Below are 18,760 nucleotides of genomic sequence, written 5' to 3' on the forward strand. Positions count from 1 at the left end.
TCAGTCCGGCATGTCGTGAGACACCCGTCCGGGATGTGTTGAACCACAACACCACCCGCCCTACAACACAAAGTGCGCAGGTCAGACGGATTTCACACGGCTCGGTCGAAGGCTCCGACGACTCGTATGCCATGACCTGTGCCATGAATCTCATGCTGCGGTCTGCACATGGCAGCTCGGTCCCCCAAGTCGAAGCGTCAGCGCGACTGCATTCGCCGGCTGCCCTCAGCGTGGCTCGTGAGGCTCAAATCCGTCCCTGTTGACGCGGTCCGGCGGCCTTCTGATCCGTCCGTCACTACTCGAAGCCGGCCCGAAGGAACGTCAGCGTCTGGTCGACGGCGAGCTGACCATCTGAGCGGTCTGAAGGCTGGTTGCGCATCTGAGGGGTTCGTGGCGCGGATCTGAGGGGTTCCCTCGGATGTGGCAGGGGTGGCGTGAGCGTAGTTAGTGGGAGTACCAGCAAACAGGGGGAGGTTTCGCGATGAGCGAGGTAGTGGTCGACAGTTCCCAATCTGTCGACGTGTTGGACGAAAGTACGTTGCTGCCGTTGAGCCAGTCGGAGGGGGTGCTGGCCGATGACCCGGCGCTCGACAGCGAGTTCGCCGAGCCGGGCGGCAACAGCGATGAGGTCGCCTTGGCACCGGGCGAGGAACCGGGTCAGGAGACTCGGCCCGACGATGCCGTGAAGTCGGCCGACGAGGTCGATCCGGAAGGGGATGAGTGAGATGGCGATCCGCACCGGGCAGGCCGCGATCACCTTCGCGAAGGGCCAAGTGACCAACCCGAGCCAGGATTGGTTCCGCCTGTGTCTGGTCTTCGTCCGGCGTTGTTTCAACGTCGGGCCGCTGTACGGGTCGGCCGAGAAGGGCTATTTCGGGACCGACTTCAGGCACGGGACCACGGGTACGCCGCCGCTCGGAGTCCCGGTGTGGTGGACCAACGGAGGTGACGGGCACGTCGCCATCAGCGCCGGCGACGGGACCTGCTTCAGCAACGACATCAAGCGGCGCGGCAAGATCGACAGGGTTGCGATCTCCTTCATCACCCGCAGCTGGGGACAGCGGTACCGCGGCTGGAGCGAGGACGTCAACGGAGTCCGGATCTGGCGGCCGGGCGCGCCCACACCACTGCTGCCGGCTGTCGACCTCAGCAACGTCCGGGATGCCGCCCATCGTGATCAGTTCCGTCCGCAGGGGCAGGGGCTGCACGAGAAGGACGTCCTGATCGTGGAGAAGGCGCTGCGGCACCAGGGCCTCAAGCCGGCGGAGTTCGTCGACGGCTACGCCGGGACCGAGTTCCGCAAGGCCTACGCCAAGTGGCAGAAGGCCACAGTCCCGCCGCCGTTCGACGGCATCCCAGGCAGGCTGAGCCTGACAAAACTGGGCCAACGCAACGGCTTCCGCGTCATCGACTGACACCAACCGCCCAACCCAGAACCGTCGGCCGGCCCACGCCGGCCGACGGTCCGCCACGGTTGCACCGAGCTCATCCGCACCGGGAAGTGCTCGCCCGATGGCTGCCCTACGTCGGCGCGTGGGAGGTCGCACGTGATGGGTCACGCGCTGGTTTCCGCTCCGAGGCCGCCACACGGACCGGTTGGGACCGTTCGATCGCAACAGGGTTCGCAATGGCTTCGCCGGACCGCGGTCCCGGTTGTCACACAGGGTGGATGGCCGCGAACTTATGCGATGGGAATACACAGGAAGTTGGGGGGTACCTCACGCCATCAATCCAGATATGTGAGGGGTAGCTCATGATTGACCAGGATCAGGTGCAGAGGGTGATAGGTCGTGATGCCTACGGCAGCGACGGCACCAAGATCGGCCGGGTGGGCCAGGTGTTTCTCGACGACCAGACAGGCAGACCGGACTTCGCGACAGTGAACACGGGGCTGTTCGGGATGAGTGAAAGCTTTGTTCCGCTGGCCGAGGCGACGGTGACCGATGCGGGGTTGTCGGTGCCGTTCACCAAGGACCGGGTCAAGGAGGCACCGAACGTCAGCCCTGACGATGGGCACCTGTCGGACGAGGACGAACAGAGGCTGTTTGAGTACTACGGCCTGGGCTATGACGCGCCGGCCGGGCGGCACCGCGATGACACCGGTGACGTGGGTGACGACATGGTGGGCCGTGATATTTCGGGTCCGACCACGGACGAGGCGATGACGCGCTCGGAGGAGCGGCTCGACGTCGGCACCCAGCGGCAGGAGACCGGCCGAGTCCGGCTGCGCAAGTACGTGGAGACCGAGCACGTGCAGACCACGGTGCCGGTACAGCGCGAGCGGGCGGTGGTAGAGCGTGAACCGATCACCGACGACAACATCGCCGCGGCCACGTCGGGACCGGAGATCTCGGAGGAAGAACACGAGGTCGTCCTGCACGAGGAGAAGCCGGTGGTCGAAACTCACGTCGAGCCGGTCGAACGGGTCCGACTGAGCAAGGAACAGCGCACCGACGAGGAGACCGTGTCCGGTGAGGTGCGCAAGGAGCGCATCGAAACCGAAGGCGCCATCGACAACAGATAGACGCCGACTTACACCTCCAGTTCGTCCGCATCAGCCGCGCCGGGCGAGTCCAGAACGCCGCGGCTCCGGCGCCGCGGTGTTCTGGTGCGCTCGTCGGCCCTGCCGGCACGGGGTAACGGACAGTTGATGGCAGGCATGTCATGTTGGCGTGGACGCCGAACTGGAATGGAGCAGAACGGTCCCCGAGGCGGATGCCGCGGACCGCGCGGCGGAGTGATACCTGGCCCGGCTGATTGTGCGGGCGTGCTGGGGGCGGAGTGGCGGTCGGCGGATGTGTTGTGGTCGCCGACGCCACCCACAGCCCGGCGTTCTGCACGTGGTGGCAGGGCGCCCCCGTGGCCGGGCAGGTGAGCGGAGGTACCCCCAAAACGACCGGCGCGGAGGCCGCGCCGTGCTCGACGCCGACTGACCACGAACGAGATGTGCTTGTCCCGGAACCGCCGGGCAGCGCGGAGAGGAAACGAGATGGCAGACAAGACCGAGGAATCGCACCAGGGCGAGACCCTCGAGACCACCGAGCACGACACGATCAAGGACTGGGCCGAACGGCGCGGCGCGAAACCCACGGTCGTCGAGGGAACCGAGGAGGGCGCCGGTGCCGGCGTGCTGCGGCTCGACTTCCCAGGGTACGGCGGCGACAACCTGCGCGAGGTCTCCTGGGACGAGTGGTTCGAGACGTTCGACCGCAGCGGGCTCAAGGTGGTCTACCAGGAGCACAAGGTGGACGGCGAGGACAGCAACTTCATCAAGCTGGTCAAGGCGGACGACTGACCCACGCCGGGGCGGCGACCGGCGCGACCGGGGTAGCGACTGGTCCGGGGACGCCACGCTCCCGGGCCCGTGACGGAATGCGCGCAGGCTCGACCGCTCCGGCGGCCAGCGTGGCGTGGCATCGTGACGCCATGACGCAGCTACGGCGGGGACGACTGGACGATCTGGAGTCGCTCGCCCAGGTTTGGACGCCGATGGTCGAGCATCACCCTCAGGTGCCTTGGACAACGAACTGGAGGAAGGGAGGTCGCGCGTTCGCCAGTCAGTTCGGCGACGGCGTTGCGCCCACCGCAGTCAGGAACCTTCGGTGGGATGCCGAACGGTACGTAGCGTCGCCCAGCGCAGGATCTTCGAGGAGGCCGATCAGCGTCGTAGCGGACGACTCGTCGTCGTTAGCCGCCGCATCGCCCTTCCTCGAACCCTCAACGCAACAGGCCGTATCCGGATCCTCGACGAGTACGGCGTTCGTCAGCCAACGGCTGGCATATCGGCGTCGAGTCTGGCTGTCTAGGCGGTGTCGCGACGGCCGCGGTGATCGGAAGCATGTACTTGCGGGCGATCTGGAGGTATCGCAGAACATAGGTGCAGCGGTAGCGGTTGAGTGGCATCCACTCGCCAGGGCCGGCGTCGTTCTTGGAGGCGCTGGCCGATCCGTCGACAGCGAGCAAGTTCGCGGCCTGGTCGTTGGCAAGGTCGACGCGTCGCTGAAGCGGCCACCGCGCCGCGCCCATGTCCCACGCTCGGCCGAGCCGGTATAGGTGGTCGACGTGCACATTGGTCGCGGCGGCATTGCAGAGCTCGAGCTGGCGACCGGTGTATGGGGCGGTGGGAAGGGTGTCGGCGATGACGACGCATTTGCAGCGAGCGCGGTACCGCACGGCGGTGAGCTGGGCCGTGAGTATGTCGTTGCGGGTGTCGCAGCCATTGTGGCCACCACGTGCTGCCACGTGCTGCATGGTCATCGGTCCAGGTCTGTCCGAACTGGTCTCGCGTGTATCCAGGCACGTCGGGCCGAGCAGCCATGAGACGGATTCGGCGGAGTTCTGCCGAGACCAGCTCGGCCGTGCCGGTCGCGGGCTGAAGGATGTTGGGATTGACCCGGGGCGTTGCTCGATGCAGGGGACTCGACTCGGCCGAGTCGGCGCCGTCTACAGGAAAGGCGCACCCAGTGGTAACGAAGACGAGCACAATCAATGCAAATGAGGAGGACCCGCACCACGCGACCTGAGAGTACGGTCAACGCCGCGCCCGCCCCAGATCATGACCCCCACCTCCACCTCAACTGTTGGTTCGGGTGGTCCGGCGTGGCGTCGGGGCGCCATCCGTCGCTCGCCCTTGGGATCATTCGTGGTGCGAAATGGAGTCCAGAGGATCGATCAACGGGGCTGGAGTCCCTCCGAACACACTTCTGACGCCTGGAGAGGCTGGTTGATGAGGCATCATCGCCCCTAATGCGCAGCTCGCACGTCCCCGCCCAAGGTGACCGAGCACGCCATCTGCCCCCGTGGAGAAGCTGAGCGACTCGTACAGACGGCGGTGCCGCGTTGCCATCGTCTCCGCGTAGAGCCCTGGACCGGTTCAGTCGCGCGTGCTCGGGGCCACCTCGCGCACCATCACGCAGTTGCCCTGGCCCTTGGGCCGGTCGTAGGTGAAGCCCTCGCGCTCGTACATCGTGCGGGTGCCGTTGTAGAGGAACGACGAGTTCTTTTTCCGGACGCCGCCGGTGTCGTGCGGGTAGCCCTCGACCAGGCCGCCGCCGGCCTGCGCGATCAGCTCGACCGCTCCGCGCAGGGCGATCGCCGCCAGGCCCTGACCGCGAAGACCGCGCTCGACCAGGATGCAGGTGACCCGGTAGTCGGGCAGTCGCTCGGCAGTGGCGACGTACTCCTTGCGGTGTTGGATGTTGGGCAGCTCCTCGGGCGATCCGTACTCCGCCCAGGCGACGGCCCGGTCGCCGTCGTAGACCAGCGCCGCGTGCGCGATCCCGTCGGCCACCAGACGGTGCTTGAGCGCCCGGTTCCCCTCGGCGCTCTAGCCCTTCTCCGCGCAGTCGGGATGGAAATGCGTACACCAGCAGCTGGCGAACATGCCCTTGTTCCGCAGGACGAGAGCGGCGAAGTCGTCGAACGTCTCCGGCGTGAGCGCCTTGATCGTGAAGTCGGGCATGCCAGCAACGTACCCCCGATTCCGGACGTTCTGCGTCCGGTAGCTCACACTGCCAGGGCGGCGTACGCGCCGTCGGCCTTCAATCCGACGCAACCCGTCCAGACCCTCATCGGATCCATGCCTGGTGCAGTCGGTTCGGCGATCGCCGCAGGTACCGCTGCTGCCACAGCAAAGGCTGGCCTCAGCGTTCCCGAGGCCACCGCGGCCGGCGCGGCTGCGTACGCCGCCGAGAAGGCACTCAACTGGCCTCCCGCACCACGGAGAGGAAGGCGGAGAGAGCGCTCGCGGTGTTCTGTCAGCAAGCCAAGCGCGCCACCGCGTTGCAGCAGTCCGTCGGCTCAACTCTCGGCTGCGCGCGCGGGTTGCACTCGTTGGAAGGCGAGGAGCAATGAGGCCGCTATGACCCAAATACCGCCGGACAGACCTATCGCACCGGCCGGGCCGACCGGTATCAACGCGACGGTTAGAAGCATCGTAAAGGCAAGGCTGAACCAGCGGAACGCTGGTCCGAAGACGTGGTGGCGAAAGCCGGCGATGGTTGCCGCAGCGACCATCGCAAGGTATGTCGGCACGACGGCACGTGCGGTATCCCATTCCAGGGTCATCAACACTCGAGCGGTCTGCCCGTCGTTGAACGCTCCGGCCGTCATGCCCGCGATCGTGAACACGGCCGCCAAAATCTGGACCCCAGCCCCGGCGACCCCGCCGGCCACGACGATCACCGCGAGCCATCCGGACCCGCGCCTGATGCGCGACCACAGAGGTCCGAGGAATATCAAACCCAGAACCGTCGCCGCACCCATGAGCGCGGCCCCGGTCCGGGCCTCGTTCATGTACAGGGCGAAGCCAGCCGCGAGTTCCTCATCGGTCTGCCCCGGATTGAGCCCGCGACCGCCCTTGTCGGCAAGCGTTGCGCCGACCCCGCCGAGGACGATCGACGCCGCGCCGGATAGCGCCGCTGCTCGCTCCAATGCATCGACTCGCTGGGTGTTGACGTGCACACGAGTCTCATCGGACATGTCGCACCTCCAATGCCCCAGCCAACCTTGCACACGCTCGGCGCTAGCAGAAGTGCGAGCCGACATTGCTGCACCTAGCGAACGTGCCTGGAGGAACAGACCGACCATCGTCACGACCAGCCGTGCGACAGCGAGCCTATCTTTGCCGTGGACAACCTCGCGGATGAGCTCAGTGCGACATCGGGCGAGCGAGCCTCATTGCCCCGCAGCCGCCTCCCCGTGACATGAAATTTGTCAAACAGAGTGGTTTCAATCAGCCAGAGGTGCCGGATTCCGAACTCCGCAAGCCTGAAGTTGGCCAGGGTGGCGAGTACCATGGCTTTCGTAATCCTTGGGTCGTGGGTTCGAGTCCCACCCGCCCTACTCAGAAGTCCGCACGTCGCGCCTAGCCGCCGGCGTGGTGAGTCGAGGGAGCGGAAGCTTTGGTGGCGGGCTTGCCTGAGGTCGTTGCGGCGGTCGCGGCGTGTATTGCGGCGGTGCTGTCAGGGGCCGCGTTGGTGGTAGGCGGTAAGAGGGATGAGCGGCGGTGGCGCCGGGAGGCGATGACTGACACGTTGGTCGCCTTCCTCGATGCCAGTTTTGCGGGGGCGGGACAGAGGTCGTACGACGCCCGGCTGCGAGGCGACGACATGACGCAGTTCCGCACGATCGCTGTCGAGTCGCACCAGCAGCGGATCGAGAGTCTGACCAGGCTGAGGTTGCTTGCGCCGGCTGCCGTCGTCACAGCCGCTGAGCGACTTCACGACGCGGACAACGCGGTTCACACGGCCGCGTTGAACGACGTCGCCGTACCGGACCCGGATCACTGGGCTGAGCTGCGACGCGCCCAGCAGGAGGCACGCGAGCGACTGTTGACGGCTGCTCGCAACTCACTGGGGCTTGGCCCAGCCCAACGAATCAGCCGCACAGCGCGAATCACCACCGTCTCAGAGCCCTCGAAGTAGCAGACCGCCGTCACAGCCCGGGTGCTTGTCCTGCCTTCGCTCCTAGGTACGTCGGGTGCCTGAGGCGCCGAGGGGTCAGTGCCGGGTGGGTTGTCGGTTCGGGAGCGGGCTGAGCGGATGGCGGCGCAGGTGCGGGCTGAAAAGTGAAGGCGTGGACGGTCGAGGACACCTCGCAGGCGATTTCGCCGGCGCCTGGGGTGATCAGTCTTCACCCAACTCGGCATCGCCTCAGGCCGGCGGCTCCGCCTGGAATCTGAGTAGTTCGGCGCATGTGGCGTGGCTGCGGCGGCGACGACGATGTGACGCATGACGAAAACCATTCAGCCGTCGCAGACCGCGGCCTACTACGTCCAGGCTGTGCTGTCCTTCGCCATCTCGGTGATCGCCATGGTCATCGCCCTCGTCTACCTGCCAGCGGCCGGCTGGGTGCGTGCCTTCCTCGCCCTGGGCCTGCTGTACGTCGTCACCTCGACGATCACTCTCTCCAAGGTCATCCGCGACCGCCAGGAACTCTCCGAGGTCACCAACCGCGTAGACCAGGCCCGCCTCGACAAACTCCTCACCGAACACGACCCCTTCAAGGTCGAGGTCTGACAGTCACGGACACGTCTTCTGGTAAGGCCGGTCCGGGAACGCCTGGCTCCATTCGGCCGTAGTCAGGTTCCGCCCGGCCATCACGCAGGCCCAGGCGAGGGTCGCGACGTCGAGCGTGTCCCAGTAGTACGTCTTCCCGTCGTACGCCGGAATGCTGATCAGCTCGTTGCTGCCTTGCGCGAAGACCGGGGCAACAGGAATCGGGGTGGCCTCGGTCGCAGTGGCGACTGTCATCAGGCTGCCCAGCGACTCGGCATCCCAGACTGTGACAGTGCCGTCTGCGGATCCCGAGACGAGGCGCTTGCCGTCCGGGGAGAAGTGGATGCTCACCCCTTCCGTCTTGTGACCCGTGGTCGGAGCGGTCTTGACCGTTCCGACCACGGGGTCGATGGTGACGACGCCGCTGGTCCCAGTGCCCGCTATCAGCCCGCCGTCGGGTGAGTAGGCGGCGGCGTTCAGCCAGGTCGACAGTTCGCCTCCGTTGAGGACCTTGCCGGTCGATGCCTCGATGACGCGCCAGGACATCGTCGCGCCACTCCGGCCCTCCTGGAACAGCACCGCTGTCTTGCCGTCCGGCGAGGGAGTTGTGCAGCAGTCCGCGACCCAGTCGGCTGCCGTCGTCCGAGTTCTCAGGTCGGCGTCAAGGTGCCTGATGCCTGGACTGGCGCCGACGGCGATGCGGTTGCCGTTGTCGATGTAGCCGACCGACGTCACGTCGCCGACTGGGTGGATCACCACCTTGCGGGTCTGGGCGTCCACAATCGCGATCTGCTGCGGGTCGTGAATGGCTAGCCATCGGCCGTTCGGGTGCCAGGACGCCGGCGCCTGGACTTCTCCTTGCAGCTCGATGCCGAGACGGATTCGTTCCGTCATCCGTCCGCCGGCCCCTTCGGCGAAGCTCACCCAGGACGCGCCGGCCTCGTTCCACAGGTAGGCAGTGCGTTGCCCATTGCCTGAGGGAAGGATATGGAGGTACCGGCGCGGCGGCGCCACCTGGGTCCAGCGGAGGTACCGTTGTTCTCCGCGGAGGTCATAAGCGCGCAGCATCCCTTTGTCGCCGGCTGTGTACAAGGTCCGGCCGTCCGGGCTGAACGCGACTGCCCACGAGACCTCGACCGTGCGGAGACGCTGCACGGTCCGCCCCGTGGCCAGATCCCAGATGACGACCGCACCACCGAAGTGTGCTGTAGCGAGCAGTTTGCCGTCGGCCGAGAAGGCAGCATCGCGTGGTGGATCCGCGGGACTGCGCAACTCTCTGACGGTCTTCCCGGTCCGCGCATCGACGATCGTCGTGATGGTTCGGTCGTTCCGGATCGGACCAGGATGCAGGTACGCGAGCAGGTCGCCGCGCTTGGACACCTCGACGATCGGGAGGCCAATGGTCGAGTCGACCGTCGGGCCACCCCGAAGATCGGGCCGCTGCCACTTCTGGCGGCCGGTGGCCACGTCGAACGCGGTGAACAGCCAAGGTTTGTAGACCGTGCGGCCGTCGGGGCTGAGGATCGCTCGCTGTGGGCCGTAGCCCAGCTCGACCCTTCGCGGTGGCTGGTCGAGCGCGTCGAGGTTCCACACCAGCGCAACTGCCGGGACCTCTCCCCAGCTTCCCGCGTCTTCCTGCAGGCCGATGGCGAGGTGGTTACCGTCGGCGCTGAAGGCCAGATTCTTGAGCCGTGGCAGCGGAACACGCGGAAAGACAGGCTGTTGTTCGACGGGCTCGAGAGTGTCTGCGTCGAGCAACCGGATCGGCCGTTCGGGATCTACGGAGACACCATCGTGCGTCCCAGCGATCACCGCGATCACGCGGCCGTCCGGACTGAAGTGTGGTCGGGTGAGGACCTCGGCGTTCTCGGCGACCGGGGCGAACGTGTACGAGTGCAGGACCTGCCCTGACGTTACGTCGTACAGGTGGAACGTCGCCCTGTTGTCACCGGAGACGAGGCGGTTGCCGTCGGGTGAGATGTCGAGGTTCTCGGTGCGGCCGAGCGGAGCGGCGATCGAGCGGCTCAGCAGTGGATGTTTGTTGATGGCGGCAACCAGGTTCGCCCGGGTCTCCGGCGCGTTGTCGAGGCGGACGCTTTGCGCGGCAAGCAGGAGGGACGGGCTGATGTCCTCGATTGCGAGCGCGCTCGCTCCTACCTGGCGGGCCAGTTCTCTGGTGGCGGCTACTTCGGCTCGGTTGGCTTGGCGGATGGCTACCAGGCCGGCTATGAGGGCGCCGATCAGGAGGATGGCGGCTGCGGCGAGGGCCGCGCGGAGGCGGCGGTTGACGCGGAGTTGGAGGCGGGCGCGGGTTTCGGCGGCGCGGAGCTCTGTTTCGGAGAGGCGTTTGCCGGCGGCGAGGAAGTCTTCCTCGGTCGCGGTGAGGGTAGGCGCCGTACGGTCTCGCCAGTCGAGGGCCTTGGCGAGGCGGACGCCGCGGTAGAGCTCGCTCTCCGGGCGGTCGAGGTGATGCCACGAGTCGGCGGCGACCGCGAGGTGGTGCAGGATGCGCTGGCCCTCCAGGTCGTCCTCGAGCCAGCCACGCAGCCGGGGCCACGCGCGGACGAGTGACTCGTGGGCGATCTCGACGACGCCGGCGTCGCTGGTGAGCAGTCGCGAGCTCACGAGTGTGTCGATCATCTGATTGTCTTCAGGCCGCGTCACGACGAGCCGCCGCGGGAGGCGGCTTCGGATCGGTTCGCCTTCCGGGCCCGGCGCGACCAGGCGGAGCAGCAGGTCGTGCAGGATGACGCGCTGCTCCGGCGAGATGCGTTCGTGGACCTCTTCGGCGGTCTGGGCGACGGCGCTGCGGATGCCGCCGGAGGCGTTGTATCCCGCGACTGTCAGCGTGCGGCCTTCGCGACGCTGCCAGGTCTCGCGCAGGGCGTGCGACATCAACGGGAGCGCGCCGGGTTGATCCGCGACTTCGTTGACGAGCAGGTCGACCAGCCCGGGTTCGACGACCAGCGAGGACAGACGGGCAGGTTCCTCGATCGCTGCTCGCAGGTTGTCCTGGGTCATGCCCGGCAGCAGGTAGAGGCCGCGCTCGACCAGTCGGGCGAAGGACGGGTGCGCAGAGACATCGGCGAGTCGGTCGGCACGGATCGACATGATCAGCGGGGCACCGTGCTTGCTCAGGGCATCGAGGAAGGTCTCACGCTCGCGGACGTCCTGGCACAGCGAGAACACCTCCTCCAGCTGATCCACCAGGAGCGTCGCCGGCGACGGCATCGCAGCGGCCAGCGCGGCCACCGGATGCGGTCCCGGCGTCATCACCACGACGTCGTTCCCATCCCGGCGCAAGGCGGCGGCGACGCCGGCGCGGACCAGCGAGGACTTGCCGCAGCCGGACGGCCCGGCAACGGCCAGCACTGACGTCTCGGTCAGCTTGCGCAGGCATGCGGCGATGTCGGCATCACGGCCGAAGAACGTGTCCGCGTCGGCGACGTCGTACGACTTCAGGCCTGGGTACGGGCAGACCGGGCTCGGCTCCGGGAGCGCGTTCTCCGCCACGAGTGCCGGGTCTTGGCGGAGGATTGCCTGTTCCAGTGCGTCGATGTCCGAGCTGGGGTCCAGGCCGAGCTCGCGGTTCAGCACGGTACGCAAACGTTGGATTGTCGACAACGCCTCAGCCTGACGGCCGGCCTGGTACTGCGCGGTCGCGAGGAGGACCCAACGACGTTCACGCAGTGGCGCCTCGGTCACCAATGCCTGTGCGGTGGCGAGCACCTTGCTGTGCTGCCCCGATCGCAGCGCGGACTCGACGTACAGCTCATCCGCGGTATGCCGGAGCTCGACCAGGCGCGAGGCCTCGACGCGGGCCGTGTCCCAGCCGTCCAGTTCCATGAGTGGCCGGCCGCGCCACAGCGTGAGGGCGTCGGCGAGGACCACGCCCGCGCGCTCGGGTTCCTCCGCTGCCAGCAACTCGCGCGCCCGCGCCACCGCGCGATCGAACCGCTGGGCGTCGATCTCGTCGAGTGGTACGACGAGCCGGTAGCCGAGCGGAAACGTCTCGATCGCATGCGTGCCGAGCACCTTGCGGAGCCGGACCACGCAGCCCTGCACGACTTTCGGCCATGACGGCGGCAGCCGCTCGCCCCACAACACGTCGGCGAGCTGCTCCGCGCTGACGACCTCCCCAGGGTGCACCGCCAGTGCTGCGACCACGACCCGATCACGCCGCCCGAGAGCCTTCTGATCCCCCTCGATCGTGAGCGGGCCCAGTACGTCGATGCCCACCCTTCGACTGTCGGCCTCGCCGAGCGCGTCGTCAACGGCGCTGTTACCGCCGTGATACCGCGCTCAGGCGCCGCGATACCGGCGTGCGCGACAACGGAGGAGTCAACCTCGAACAGGAGAAGGAACCATGAAACTCAGCATCGCGGCCGTCGCACTCGTCCCGTTCACCTTCGGCTTCGCCGACGTACCGGAAGTCGTGATCCCGCGGGATCCCCAGCAGACCAACATGGTGGAGCCGTGGCCCGACGAGGGCGTGGGATGGCCGGGTTACGCCGATAGCCCTACTGCCCTGCCGGCGCCACCGATCAATCAAGCGTCTGCACTGCACACCACCTCGATCGCCCTCGGCGCCCTCGGCGGAATCGCGCTGGGCGGAGCCGCCCTCGGCGTAACCGTCATCGCCCAACGCCGCCGCGACCACACCACCACCCAAGGCGCCTAGCGGGTTCGGCAGATGAGCGTGGCGGTTCGGAGGAGTGCGGTGAGGGGGCCGAGCGGGAGGGCGAAGCCGATCCAGAAGGCCAGTTCAATCGGGAGGAGCGCGAAGGCGAGCACCGCGCCTCGGCGGGTCCAGAGCAGGTAGCCGAGGACGACCTCGGCGACGCAGACGGCCAGGAAGGCCACGAGCAGCTGGACGCTGGTCTCGAGGCCGAGGGATTCGAAGGGCCCGCCGCCGTACGTCGGGAAGCCGAGGAACGTCCAGACCGTGCCGGACTCAGCCAGATGCCAGATCGCGTACAAGCAGGGCAGGCCGAAGCCGAGGCCTGGGATCCAGGCGAGCACCGCGGCTGTTCTCCACACGCGACAAGTGTCAGAGACGGCGGCGGATGACGGCTATGGGGGTGAAGTAGTCGTTGTCGGTGAGGTTTACGAGTTCCCAGCCGAGGGTTTCCAGGAGTTCCACGGCGCTGAGGACGACGTCGAAGGCCTGGTTGCCGAGGTGGCCTTCGGCGGTCAGGGCGATGTAGCGGAACGGGTAGCCCTCGAGGCGGACCTGGCCGCTCAGGACGTGGTCCGCGCGGAACAGGCGCGGCGGGCGAGGCAGTTGCCCTGGTGGCTGGGTCATGGCAGGAGCCTAGAGGGCGCCGGAGATGGCTTTTTTGCGGAGGTCGGAGCGGTAGGCCTCGAGGGCGATGAGCTCGCCGAACATGCGGTTGTAGTCGTCGGCGCGGTCGATCGGGTTGGTGCGTTGGAGCTTGGACTTGAGGTCCTGGATCCGGCGGGCACAGGTGAGCTCCTGCAACCGGGCCAGCAGCGCCAGGGCGTAGGCCTCGTCGGGCTCGCGCCCGAGCCGCAGCGGGTCGACGGCCAGTGCGCCGACGACGGCCGCGGCGGGATCGTTGCCCACGGCATCGCGTACGGCGACCACCCAGGCCTCACCGGGAGGCGCAGCGGACGGGCCACCCACCTTCGCCATCGCGGACCGTACTGCGGCCAGCCACGGGTGGGTGAAGTCGTGGTCGTCGAGCTCGTCGAACGCCACCCCCAGCAGCGCCGGGTGCTGCATCGCGACCTTCAGCACGTCCCACTCGATCACGAACCGCTGGTCCCGCGGCGACGGCACGTCCACCCGAACCGGCGGCACCGGAGCTTCCCCAGCCTGAGACCGATCGCCGCCGTGCGTCCGATCGCCACCCGGAGACCCGCCGTTGGCCGCAGCCGGCCGCGACGCCGCGCGGTAGACCTCCGTGCGGACCTGGTCGACCTCCATCCCGAGGTGCCCGGCGAGCTCGCGGGTGAACGCGTCCACCTTCGACCGGTCGCGGATGCTGACCACCAGCCGGGCCGCGTCGCGGAGCGCGTCGATCCGGGTGTCCGCGCGGTCCAGGTCGTACTTCGACAGCACGTTGGACAGCACGAACCGGTACAGCGGAACCCGCCGCCCGATCAGCTCACGGACCGCCGCGTCGCCCTTCTGCAGCCGCAGGTCGCACGGATCCAGTCCGTCCGGCTCCACCGCGACGTACGTCTGCGAAGCGAACGCCTGGTCCCCCGCGAACGCCTTCAGCGCCGCCCGCTGCCCGGCCTCGTCACCGTCGAAGGTGAAGATCACCTCGCCGCGGAACTGGTCGTGATCCAGCAGCAGCTGCCGCAGCACCCGCGCGTGGTCGTCGCCGAACGACGTGCCACAGGTCGCGACCGCGGTCTGTACGCCGGACAGGTGACAGGCCATCACGTCGGTGTAGCCCTCGACGACAACGGCCTGGCGGCCCTTGGCGATCTCGCGGCGGGCGAGGTCGACGCCGTACAGGACCTTGGACTTCTTGTAGATCGGGGTCTCGGGGGTGTTCAGGTACTTCGCTTCGATCCGGTCGTCGTCGAACAGCCGCCGGGCGCCGAACCCGATCACCTCCGACGTGGCGTCCCGGATCGGCCACATCAGCCGGCCGCGGAACCGGTCGTACAGCCCGCGCTGACCCTCCGCCGACAGCCCGGACGCGACCAGCTCCGCGTTGGTGAACCCGCGACCGCGCAGGTGGCTGGTCAGCGCCTCCCCGCCGCGCGGCGAGAACCCGACCCCGAAGTGCACCGCCGCGTCCTTGTCGAACCCGCGCTGGTCCAGGAACTGCCGCCCGAGCTTCGCGTCGGCGGCGCCGAACAGCTGCTCCACGTAGAACTCCGCGGCGACCTTGTGCGCCTCGACCAGCCGCGGCCGCTGGTTCCCGGGGCCGCGCTGCAGCGGCGCGCCGGACTCGTCGTACCGGAGCTGGATGCCGACCTTCGCGGCCAGCGTCTCGACGGCCTCGTGGAAGGTGATCTGGTCGATCTTCTGGATGAAGTCGATGACGTCGCCGCCCTCTTGGCAGCCGAAGCAGTAGAAGAACCCGCGCGACGGGGTGACGTTGAACGAGGGCGACTTCTCGTCGTGGAACGGGCACAACCCCTTCAGGTTCCCACCGCCGGCGTTCTTCAAGGTCACGTAGGAGCCGACGATGTCGTCGATACGGGCCCGCTCGCGCACCAGCGCGATGTCCTCGTCCTTGATCCTGCCTGCCACCCCGCGAGTCTAGCTGGACCGATCACATAGGTTGGCGGGCATGCCACGAACTCTTCGCCCAGGTCAGCGGTCCGAGCTGTACGTCGTCGACGTGCGCACCGGGGACCGCCGGCTCGTCCTCAGCTCGTCCACCGTGCTGTTCGAGGCGCCGAACTGGTCCACGGACGGCCGGCTGCTCGTCAACGGCGACGGCCGCCTGTTCGCCGCGGCGCCGGACGGGCTGACGGAGATCGACCTCGGTGGGGTGCCGGCGATCAACAATGACCACGTGCTGAGCCCGGACGGTACGAGGATCTTCGTGTCGGCAGACGACGGACACCTGTACGCCGTACCGCTCTCAGGCGGCGGCTCGCCTCGACGGGTGAGCAACGATCGCGGGCCCGGGTTCCACCACTACCTGCATGGCGTCTCGCCGGACGGGCGGACGCTTGCGTACATCGGTCTGGAGCACGTCGACGGTCGCCGGATCACCAACGTGTGGACGATCCCGTCGGCCGGTGGGGCCGATGTGCAGGTGACGAACGACGAGTACGCCGACGACGGCTCGGAGTACAGCCCGGACGGGAAGTGGATCTACTTCAACTCCGAGCGGGCCGGGCACGCCCAGCTGTTCCGGATCTCGGTGAGCAGCGGCGCGGTCGAGCAGTTCACGTCCGACGAGCGCGTCAACTGGTTCCCGCACCCGGCGCCGGACGGGTCGGCGATCGCCTACGTCAGCTTCCCACCCGGCACCGAAGGGCATCCGGCGGACGTCGAGGACGTACGGCTCCGGCTGCTGACCCCGCAGGGCGAGATCCGCGAGATCGCGACGCTGTTCGGCGGCCAGGGCACGATGAACGTGCCGAGCTGGTCGCCGGACAGCCAGTCGTTCGCGTACGTCGCTTACCCGCTCTAGACCTCGGCCAGATCGATCGACGGGTCGGCGAGGCGTTCCGGGTCCAGTTGCTTGCCGGAGCGGATCAGGTCCTGGATGGCGTCGATCGCGCCCCAGGTGTTCACGTGCATACCGGCCAGCAGGCGCTGGTCGTCGCCGAGCCAGAACGCGAGATACGCGCCCGAGGCCGGGTCGCCACGCAGCACCACCTGGTACGACGTCCCGCGCGGCACGTCACCGGCGTACTCCATGCCCAGGTCGTACTGGTCGGTGAAGAAGAACGGGATCGCGTCGTGCGCGACGTCCTGGCCGAGGATCGCCTTCGCCGCGGACTTCCCGGTGTCCTTCGCGTTCTGCCAGTGCTCGACCCGGACCGGCCGGCCGAACAGCGGGTGCGCCCACCGGACCACGTCGCCGGCCGCGTACACGTCCTCGGCCGAGGTGCGCAGGTCCGGCCCGGTGACGATGCCGGAGCCGTTGTCGGGGGTGGCGACCTCGATCCCGGCGTCCGCGGCCAGCTCGGTGTTCGGCTGGACGCCGACGCCGACGATCACCAGATCCGCCGGGATCACGTCGCCGTCGGAGGTCCGGACCCCGGTCACCTTGTCGGTGCCCTCGAACGCCTCGACGCCGGTGCCGAACTTCAGCGTCACGCCGTGCTGCCGATGCAGGTTGGCGAACAGCTCGCCGACCTGCTCACCGAGTACGCCGGCCAGCGCGGTGGACTGCGGCTCCACCACGGTCACCTCGGAGCCGCGCTCCCGCGCAGCCGACGCCGCCTCCAGGCCGATCCAGCCTGCGCCGACCACGACGACTCGCGGCTTCGCGGCGTACGCGTCGGTCAGGGCCTGTGACTCCTCGGCCGTGCGCAGGTAGTTCACACCCGGCAGGTCGGCGCCCGGTACGTCGAGACGCCGTACCCGACTGCCGGTTGCGATCAGGAGCTTGCTGTAGGACAGCTGGGAGCCGTCGTCGAGGGTGACGGTGTGGGCCTTGGCGTCGATGCCGGTGACGGTCGTGCCGAGTCGCAGGTCGATGTTGTTGTCGTCGTACCACTGCTGGTCGTGCAGTTGGGCGACGTCGGTCTGGTCCTTGCCGAGCAGGACGCCCTTGGACAACGGTGGTCGCTCGTACGGCAGCTTGGTCTCGCTGCCGATCAGGACGATGCCGCCGTTCCAGCCGTCGTTCCGGAGTTCCTCGGCCGCGGTCGCCCCCGCGAGACTCGCGCCGACGATGACAATCTGCTCTGCATCGGTCATACCCAGACTCTAGTGGCCGGGGCCTTGGGGCGCGCGCGACGCAGGGCTTACCTTTTCGCGGGACATAATACGTCCTATATTCACCTCAGTCAGCTGAAGGTCCGACGAGTTGCGCGTGCCAGGCCACGGCTGAAGGGTCGGTGAGCGAGGCGACCTGGTCGACGACGACGCGCAGGCGGGCGTCGTCGTCGGCGGCCGCGGTGAAGTCGGCCTTGAAGGCGGCGTCGAGGTGGGTCGGCGCTGTCTTCCAGAGCGCTTGCACGAGTTCGGTGAGGAGTTCGCGTTGGGAGGCTCGGCGGGCTTGCCGTTCCGGGGAGTTGAGGACGTGGAACATGCCGACGCCCTTCAGCAGGCCGATCTCGACGCGGGTGCCGTCGGGGACGACCAGGTCGGCCTCGTAGCGGATCAGGCGGGAGCGGCCGAAGACCGCGTGCGTGGCCTGCTCGGCCGCCGTGCAGAACCGGCCGATCAGCTGGCTGGTCAGGTCCTTCAAGCCGCCGAGCGCCCGCCGGCTGTCGTCGAAGGGGGCACCCGGCCAGTACGGCAGGCTGGTCAACCGCCGCCAGCCCTCGTCCAGCTCCGCATCGGTTGCCTCCGGCAAGTACAACCGCCGGACGATCTCCCAGTACGGCGTCCGCTCGGCGCCCACCGCCGCCAGGTCGATGTGGTGGGCAACGATCCCGTCCTCGACGTCGTGCACCGAGTACGCGACGTCGTCGGCGAAGTCCATCACCTGCGCCTCCAGGCAACGCCGCTCACCGACCCCTTGGCGCAACCACTCGAAGACCGCCAGATCGTCGTCGTACACCCCGAACTTGCGCTCGCCCGCGCGCCGCGGCCACGGGTACTTCGTCGCGGCGTCCAGCGTGGCGCGGCTCAGGTTGAGCCCCACGCTGCGACCGTCCGCGTCGAACGTCTTCGACTCCAGCCGGGTGAGCAGGCGCAACGTCTGCGCATTGCCCTCGAACCCACCGATCTCCGCGGCGACGGCGTCGAGCGCCCGCTCGCCGTTGTGCCCGAACGGCGGGTGACCGAGGTCGTGCGACAAGCAGGCCGCGTCGACGATGTCCGGATCGCACCCGAGCGTCGACGCCAACTCCCGGCCGATCTGCGCGACCTCGAGACTGTGCGTCAGCCGATTCCGGACGAAGTCGTCGCTACCCGCCGTCACGACCTGCGTCTTCGCCGCCAACCGGCGCAACGCGGCACTGTGCAGCACGCGTGCACGATCGCGCGCGAAGGCCGTCCGCCCCGGCCGCTTGACCGGCTCCGGCACCCAGCGCTCTGCGTCGTGCTCGTCGTACCACTCATGCTGCTTCCTCATCACTGCTCACAGTAGCGGTGACAACCGACAGTTTCGTGAACACCACAAAGGGAACCCGGAAAGGGCACA

At 68.0% G+C, this 18,760-nt stretch carries 18 protein-coding genes; 8 read left to right on the forward strand and 10 right to left on the reverse strand.

Features of this window, described 5'->3' with window-relative positions; all coding sequences use genetic code 11:
- The first annotated feature begins 481 nt into the window (after positions 1–481).
- The 4 genes from ACWCOV_RS36795 to ACWCOV_RS36810 all read left to right on the forward strand — a co-directional run bounded on the left by ACWCOV_RS36795 (position 482) and on the right by ACWCOV_RS36810 (position 3,295).
- Positions 482–724 carry a hypothetical protein gene (locus ACWCOV_RS36795; protein ID WP_449833990.1) on the forward strand — a complete coding sequence of 81 codons (243 nt, stop codon included), beginning with the start codon at positions 482–484 and terminating at the stop codon, positions 722–724.
- Between the two features lies 1 nt (position 725).
- The gene (locus ACWCOV_RS36800) at positions 726–1,415 is read left to right on the forward strand and encodes a hypothetical protein (RefSeq protein WP_449833991.1); all 690 of its coding nucleotides are present in this window, start codon (positions 726–728) and stop codon (positions 1,413–1,415) included.
- A 338-nt stretch (positions 1,416–1,753) separates the two neighbouring features.
- Positions 1,754–2,524 (forward strand): PRC and DUF2382 domain-containing protein, encoded by a 771-nt coding sequence (locus ACWCOV_RS36805; protein ID WP_449833992.1) that lies wholly within the window; start codon positions 1,754–1,756, stop codon positions 2,522–2,524.
- A 465-nt stretch (positions 2,525–2,989) separates the two neighbouring features.
- A complete protein-coding gene (locus ACWCOV_RS36810; protein WP_449833993.1) occupies positions 2,990–3,295 on the forward strand; it encodes a hypothetical protein in 306 nt (101 codons plus the stop codon).
- A 422-nt stretch (positions 3,296–3,717) separates the two neighbouring features.
- On the opposite strand, the gene ACWCOV_RS36815 is transcribed toward ACWCOV_RS36810, so the two are convergent.
- The 4 genes from ACWCOV_RS36815 to ACWCOV_RS36830 form a co-directional block, all read right to left on the reverse strand.
- Entirely contained in the window at positions 3,718–4,257 is a 540-nt protein-coding gene (locus tag ACWCOV_RS36815) for an HNH endonuclease family protein (protein WP_449833994.1), read from the reverse strand.
- A 616-nt stretch (positions 4,258–4,873) separates the two neighbouring features.
- Complete coding sequence (locus ACWCOV_RS36820) at positions 4,874–5,290, reverse strand: hypothetical protein (RefSeq protein WP_449833995.1); 417 nt, start codon at positions 5,288–5,290, stop codon at positions 4,874–4,876.
- Positions 5,291–5,326: 36 nt separating this feature from the next.
- The gene (locus tag ACWCOV_RS36825; RefSeq protein WP_449833996.1) at positions 5,327–5,461 is read right to left on the reverse strand and encodes a hypothetical protein; all 135 of its coding nucleotides are present in this window, start codon (positions 5,459–5,461) and stop codon (positions 5,327–5,329) included.
- 338 nt (positions 5,462–5,799) lie between these two features.
- The gene (locus tag ACWCOV_RS36830; RefSeq protein WP_449833997.1) at positions 5,800–6,480 is read right to left on the reverse strand and encodes a hypothetical protein; all 681 of its coding nucleotides are present in this window, start codon (positions 6,478–6,480) and stop codon (positions 5,800–5,802) included.
- Between the two features lie 542 nt (positions 6,481–7,022).
- On the opposite strand from ACWCOV_RS36830, the gene ACWCOV_RS36835 reads away from it, so the two are divergent.
- Together ACWCOV_RS36835 and ACWCOV_RS36840 are read left to right on the forward strand one after the other, a co-directional pair.
- Complete coding sequence (locus ACWCOV_RS36835; protein WP_449833998.1) at positions 7,023–7,424, forward strand: hypothetical protein; 402 nt, start codon at positions 7,023–7,025, stop codon at positions 7,422–7,424.
- A gap of 306 nt (positions 7,425–7,730) precedes the next feature.
- Positions 7,731–8,018 carry a YiaA/YiaB family inner membrane protein gene (locus tag ACWCOV_RS36840; protein ID WP_449833999.1) on the forward strand — a complete coding sequence of 96 codons (288 nt, stop codon included), beginning with the start codon at positions 7,731–7,733 and terminating at the stop codon, positions 8,016–8,018.
- A 3-nt stretch (positions 8,019–8,021) separates the two neighbouring features.
- Here the strand turns inward: ACWCOV_RS36840 and ACWCOV_RS36845 are convergent, their stop codons facing one another.
- Positions 8,022–12,236: an nSTAND1 domain-containing NTPase gene (locus ACWCOV_RS36845; protein ID WP_449834000.1), complete on the reverse strand. Its 4,215-nt coding sequence runs from the start codon at positions 12,234–12,236 to the stop codon at positions 8,022–8,024.
- A gap of 127 nt (positions 12,237–12,363) precedes the next feature.
- Between ACWCOV_RS36845 and ACWCOV_RS36850 the strand changes: the two genes are divergently transcribed.
- Positions 12,364–12,678, forward strand: a complete 315-nt coding sequence (locus ACWCOV_RS36850) for a hypothetical protein (RefSeq protein WP_449834001.1) — start codon at positions 12,364–12,366, stop codon at positions 12,676–12,678.
- On the opposite strand, the gene ACWCOV_RS36855 is transcribed toward ACWCOV_RS36850, so the two are convergent.
- Genes ACWCOV_RS36855 through dnaG form a run of 3 tightly spaced genes read right to left on the reverse strand, consistent with a single transcriptional unit; the run spans position 12,675 to position 15,234 of the window.
- A complete protein-coding gene (locus ACWCOV_RS36855; protein WP_449834002.1) occupies positions 12,675–13,037 on the reverse strand; it encodes a hypothetical protein in 363 nt (120 codons plus the stop codon). The genes ACWCOV_RS36850 and ACWCOV_RS36855 overlap by 4 nt on opposite strands.
- A 10-nt stretch (positions 13,038–13,047) precedes the next feature.
- Positions 13,048–13,302, reverse strand: a complete 255-nt coding sequence (locus ACWCOV_RS36860) for a hypothetical protein (protein ID WP_449834003.1) — start codon at positions 13,300–13,302, stop codon at positions 13,048–13,050.
- Positions 13,303–13,311: 9 nt separating this feature from the next.
- Positions 13,312–15,234, reverse strand: coding sequence for a DNA primase (gene dnaG, locus ACWCOV_RS36865; protein ID WP_449834004.1), 1,923 nt, complete (start codon positions 15,232–15,234; stop codon positions 13,312–13,314).
- A 40-nt stretch (positions 15,235–15,274) separates the two neighbouring features.
- On the opposite strand from dnaG, the gene ACWCOV_RS36870 reads away from it, so the two are divergent.
- A complete protein-coding gene (locus ACWCOV_RS36870) occupies positions 15,275–16,129 on the forward strand; it encodes a TolB family protein (RefSeq protein ID WP_449834005.1) in 855 nt (284 codons plus the stop codon).
- Here the strand turns inward: ACWCOV_RS36870 and ACWCOV_RS36875 are convergent.
- The gene (locus ACWCOV_RS36875; protein ID WP_449834006.1) at positions 16,126–17,367 is read right to left on the reverse strand and encodes an NAD(P)/FAD-dependent oxidoreductase; all 1,242 of its coding nucleotides are present in this window, start codon (positions 17,365–17,367) and stop codon (positions 16,126–16,128) included. The two genes, ACWCOV_RS36870 and ACWCOV_RS36875, sit on opposite strands and share 4 nt — an antisense overlap.
- An 85-nt stretch (positions 17,368–17,452) precedes the next feature.
- Positions 17,453–18,691, reverse strand: a complete 1,239-nt coding sequence (locus ACWCOV_RS36880; RefSeq protein ID WP_449834007.1) for a deoxyguanosinetriphosphate triphosphohydrolase — start codon at positions 18,689–18,691, stop codon at positions 17,453–17,455.
- Positions 18,692–18,760: the final 69 nt, after the last annotated feature.

The organism is Kribbella sp. NPDC002412 (assembly GCF_053592935.1).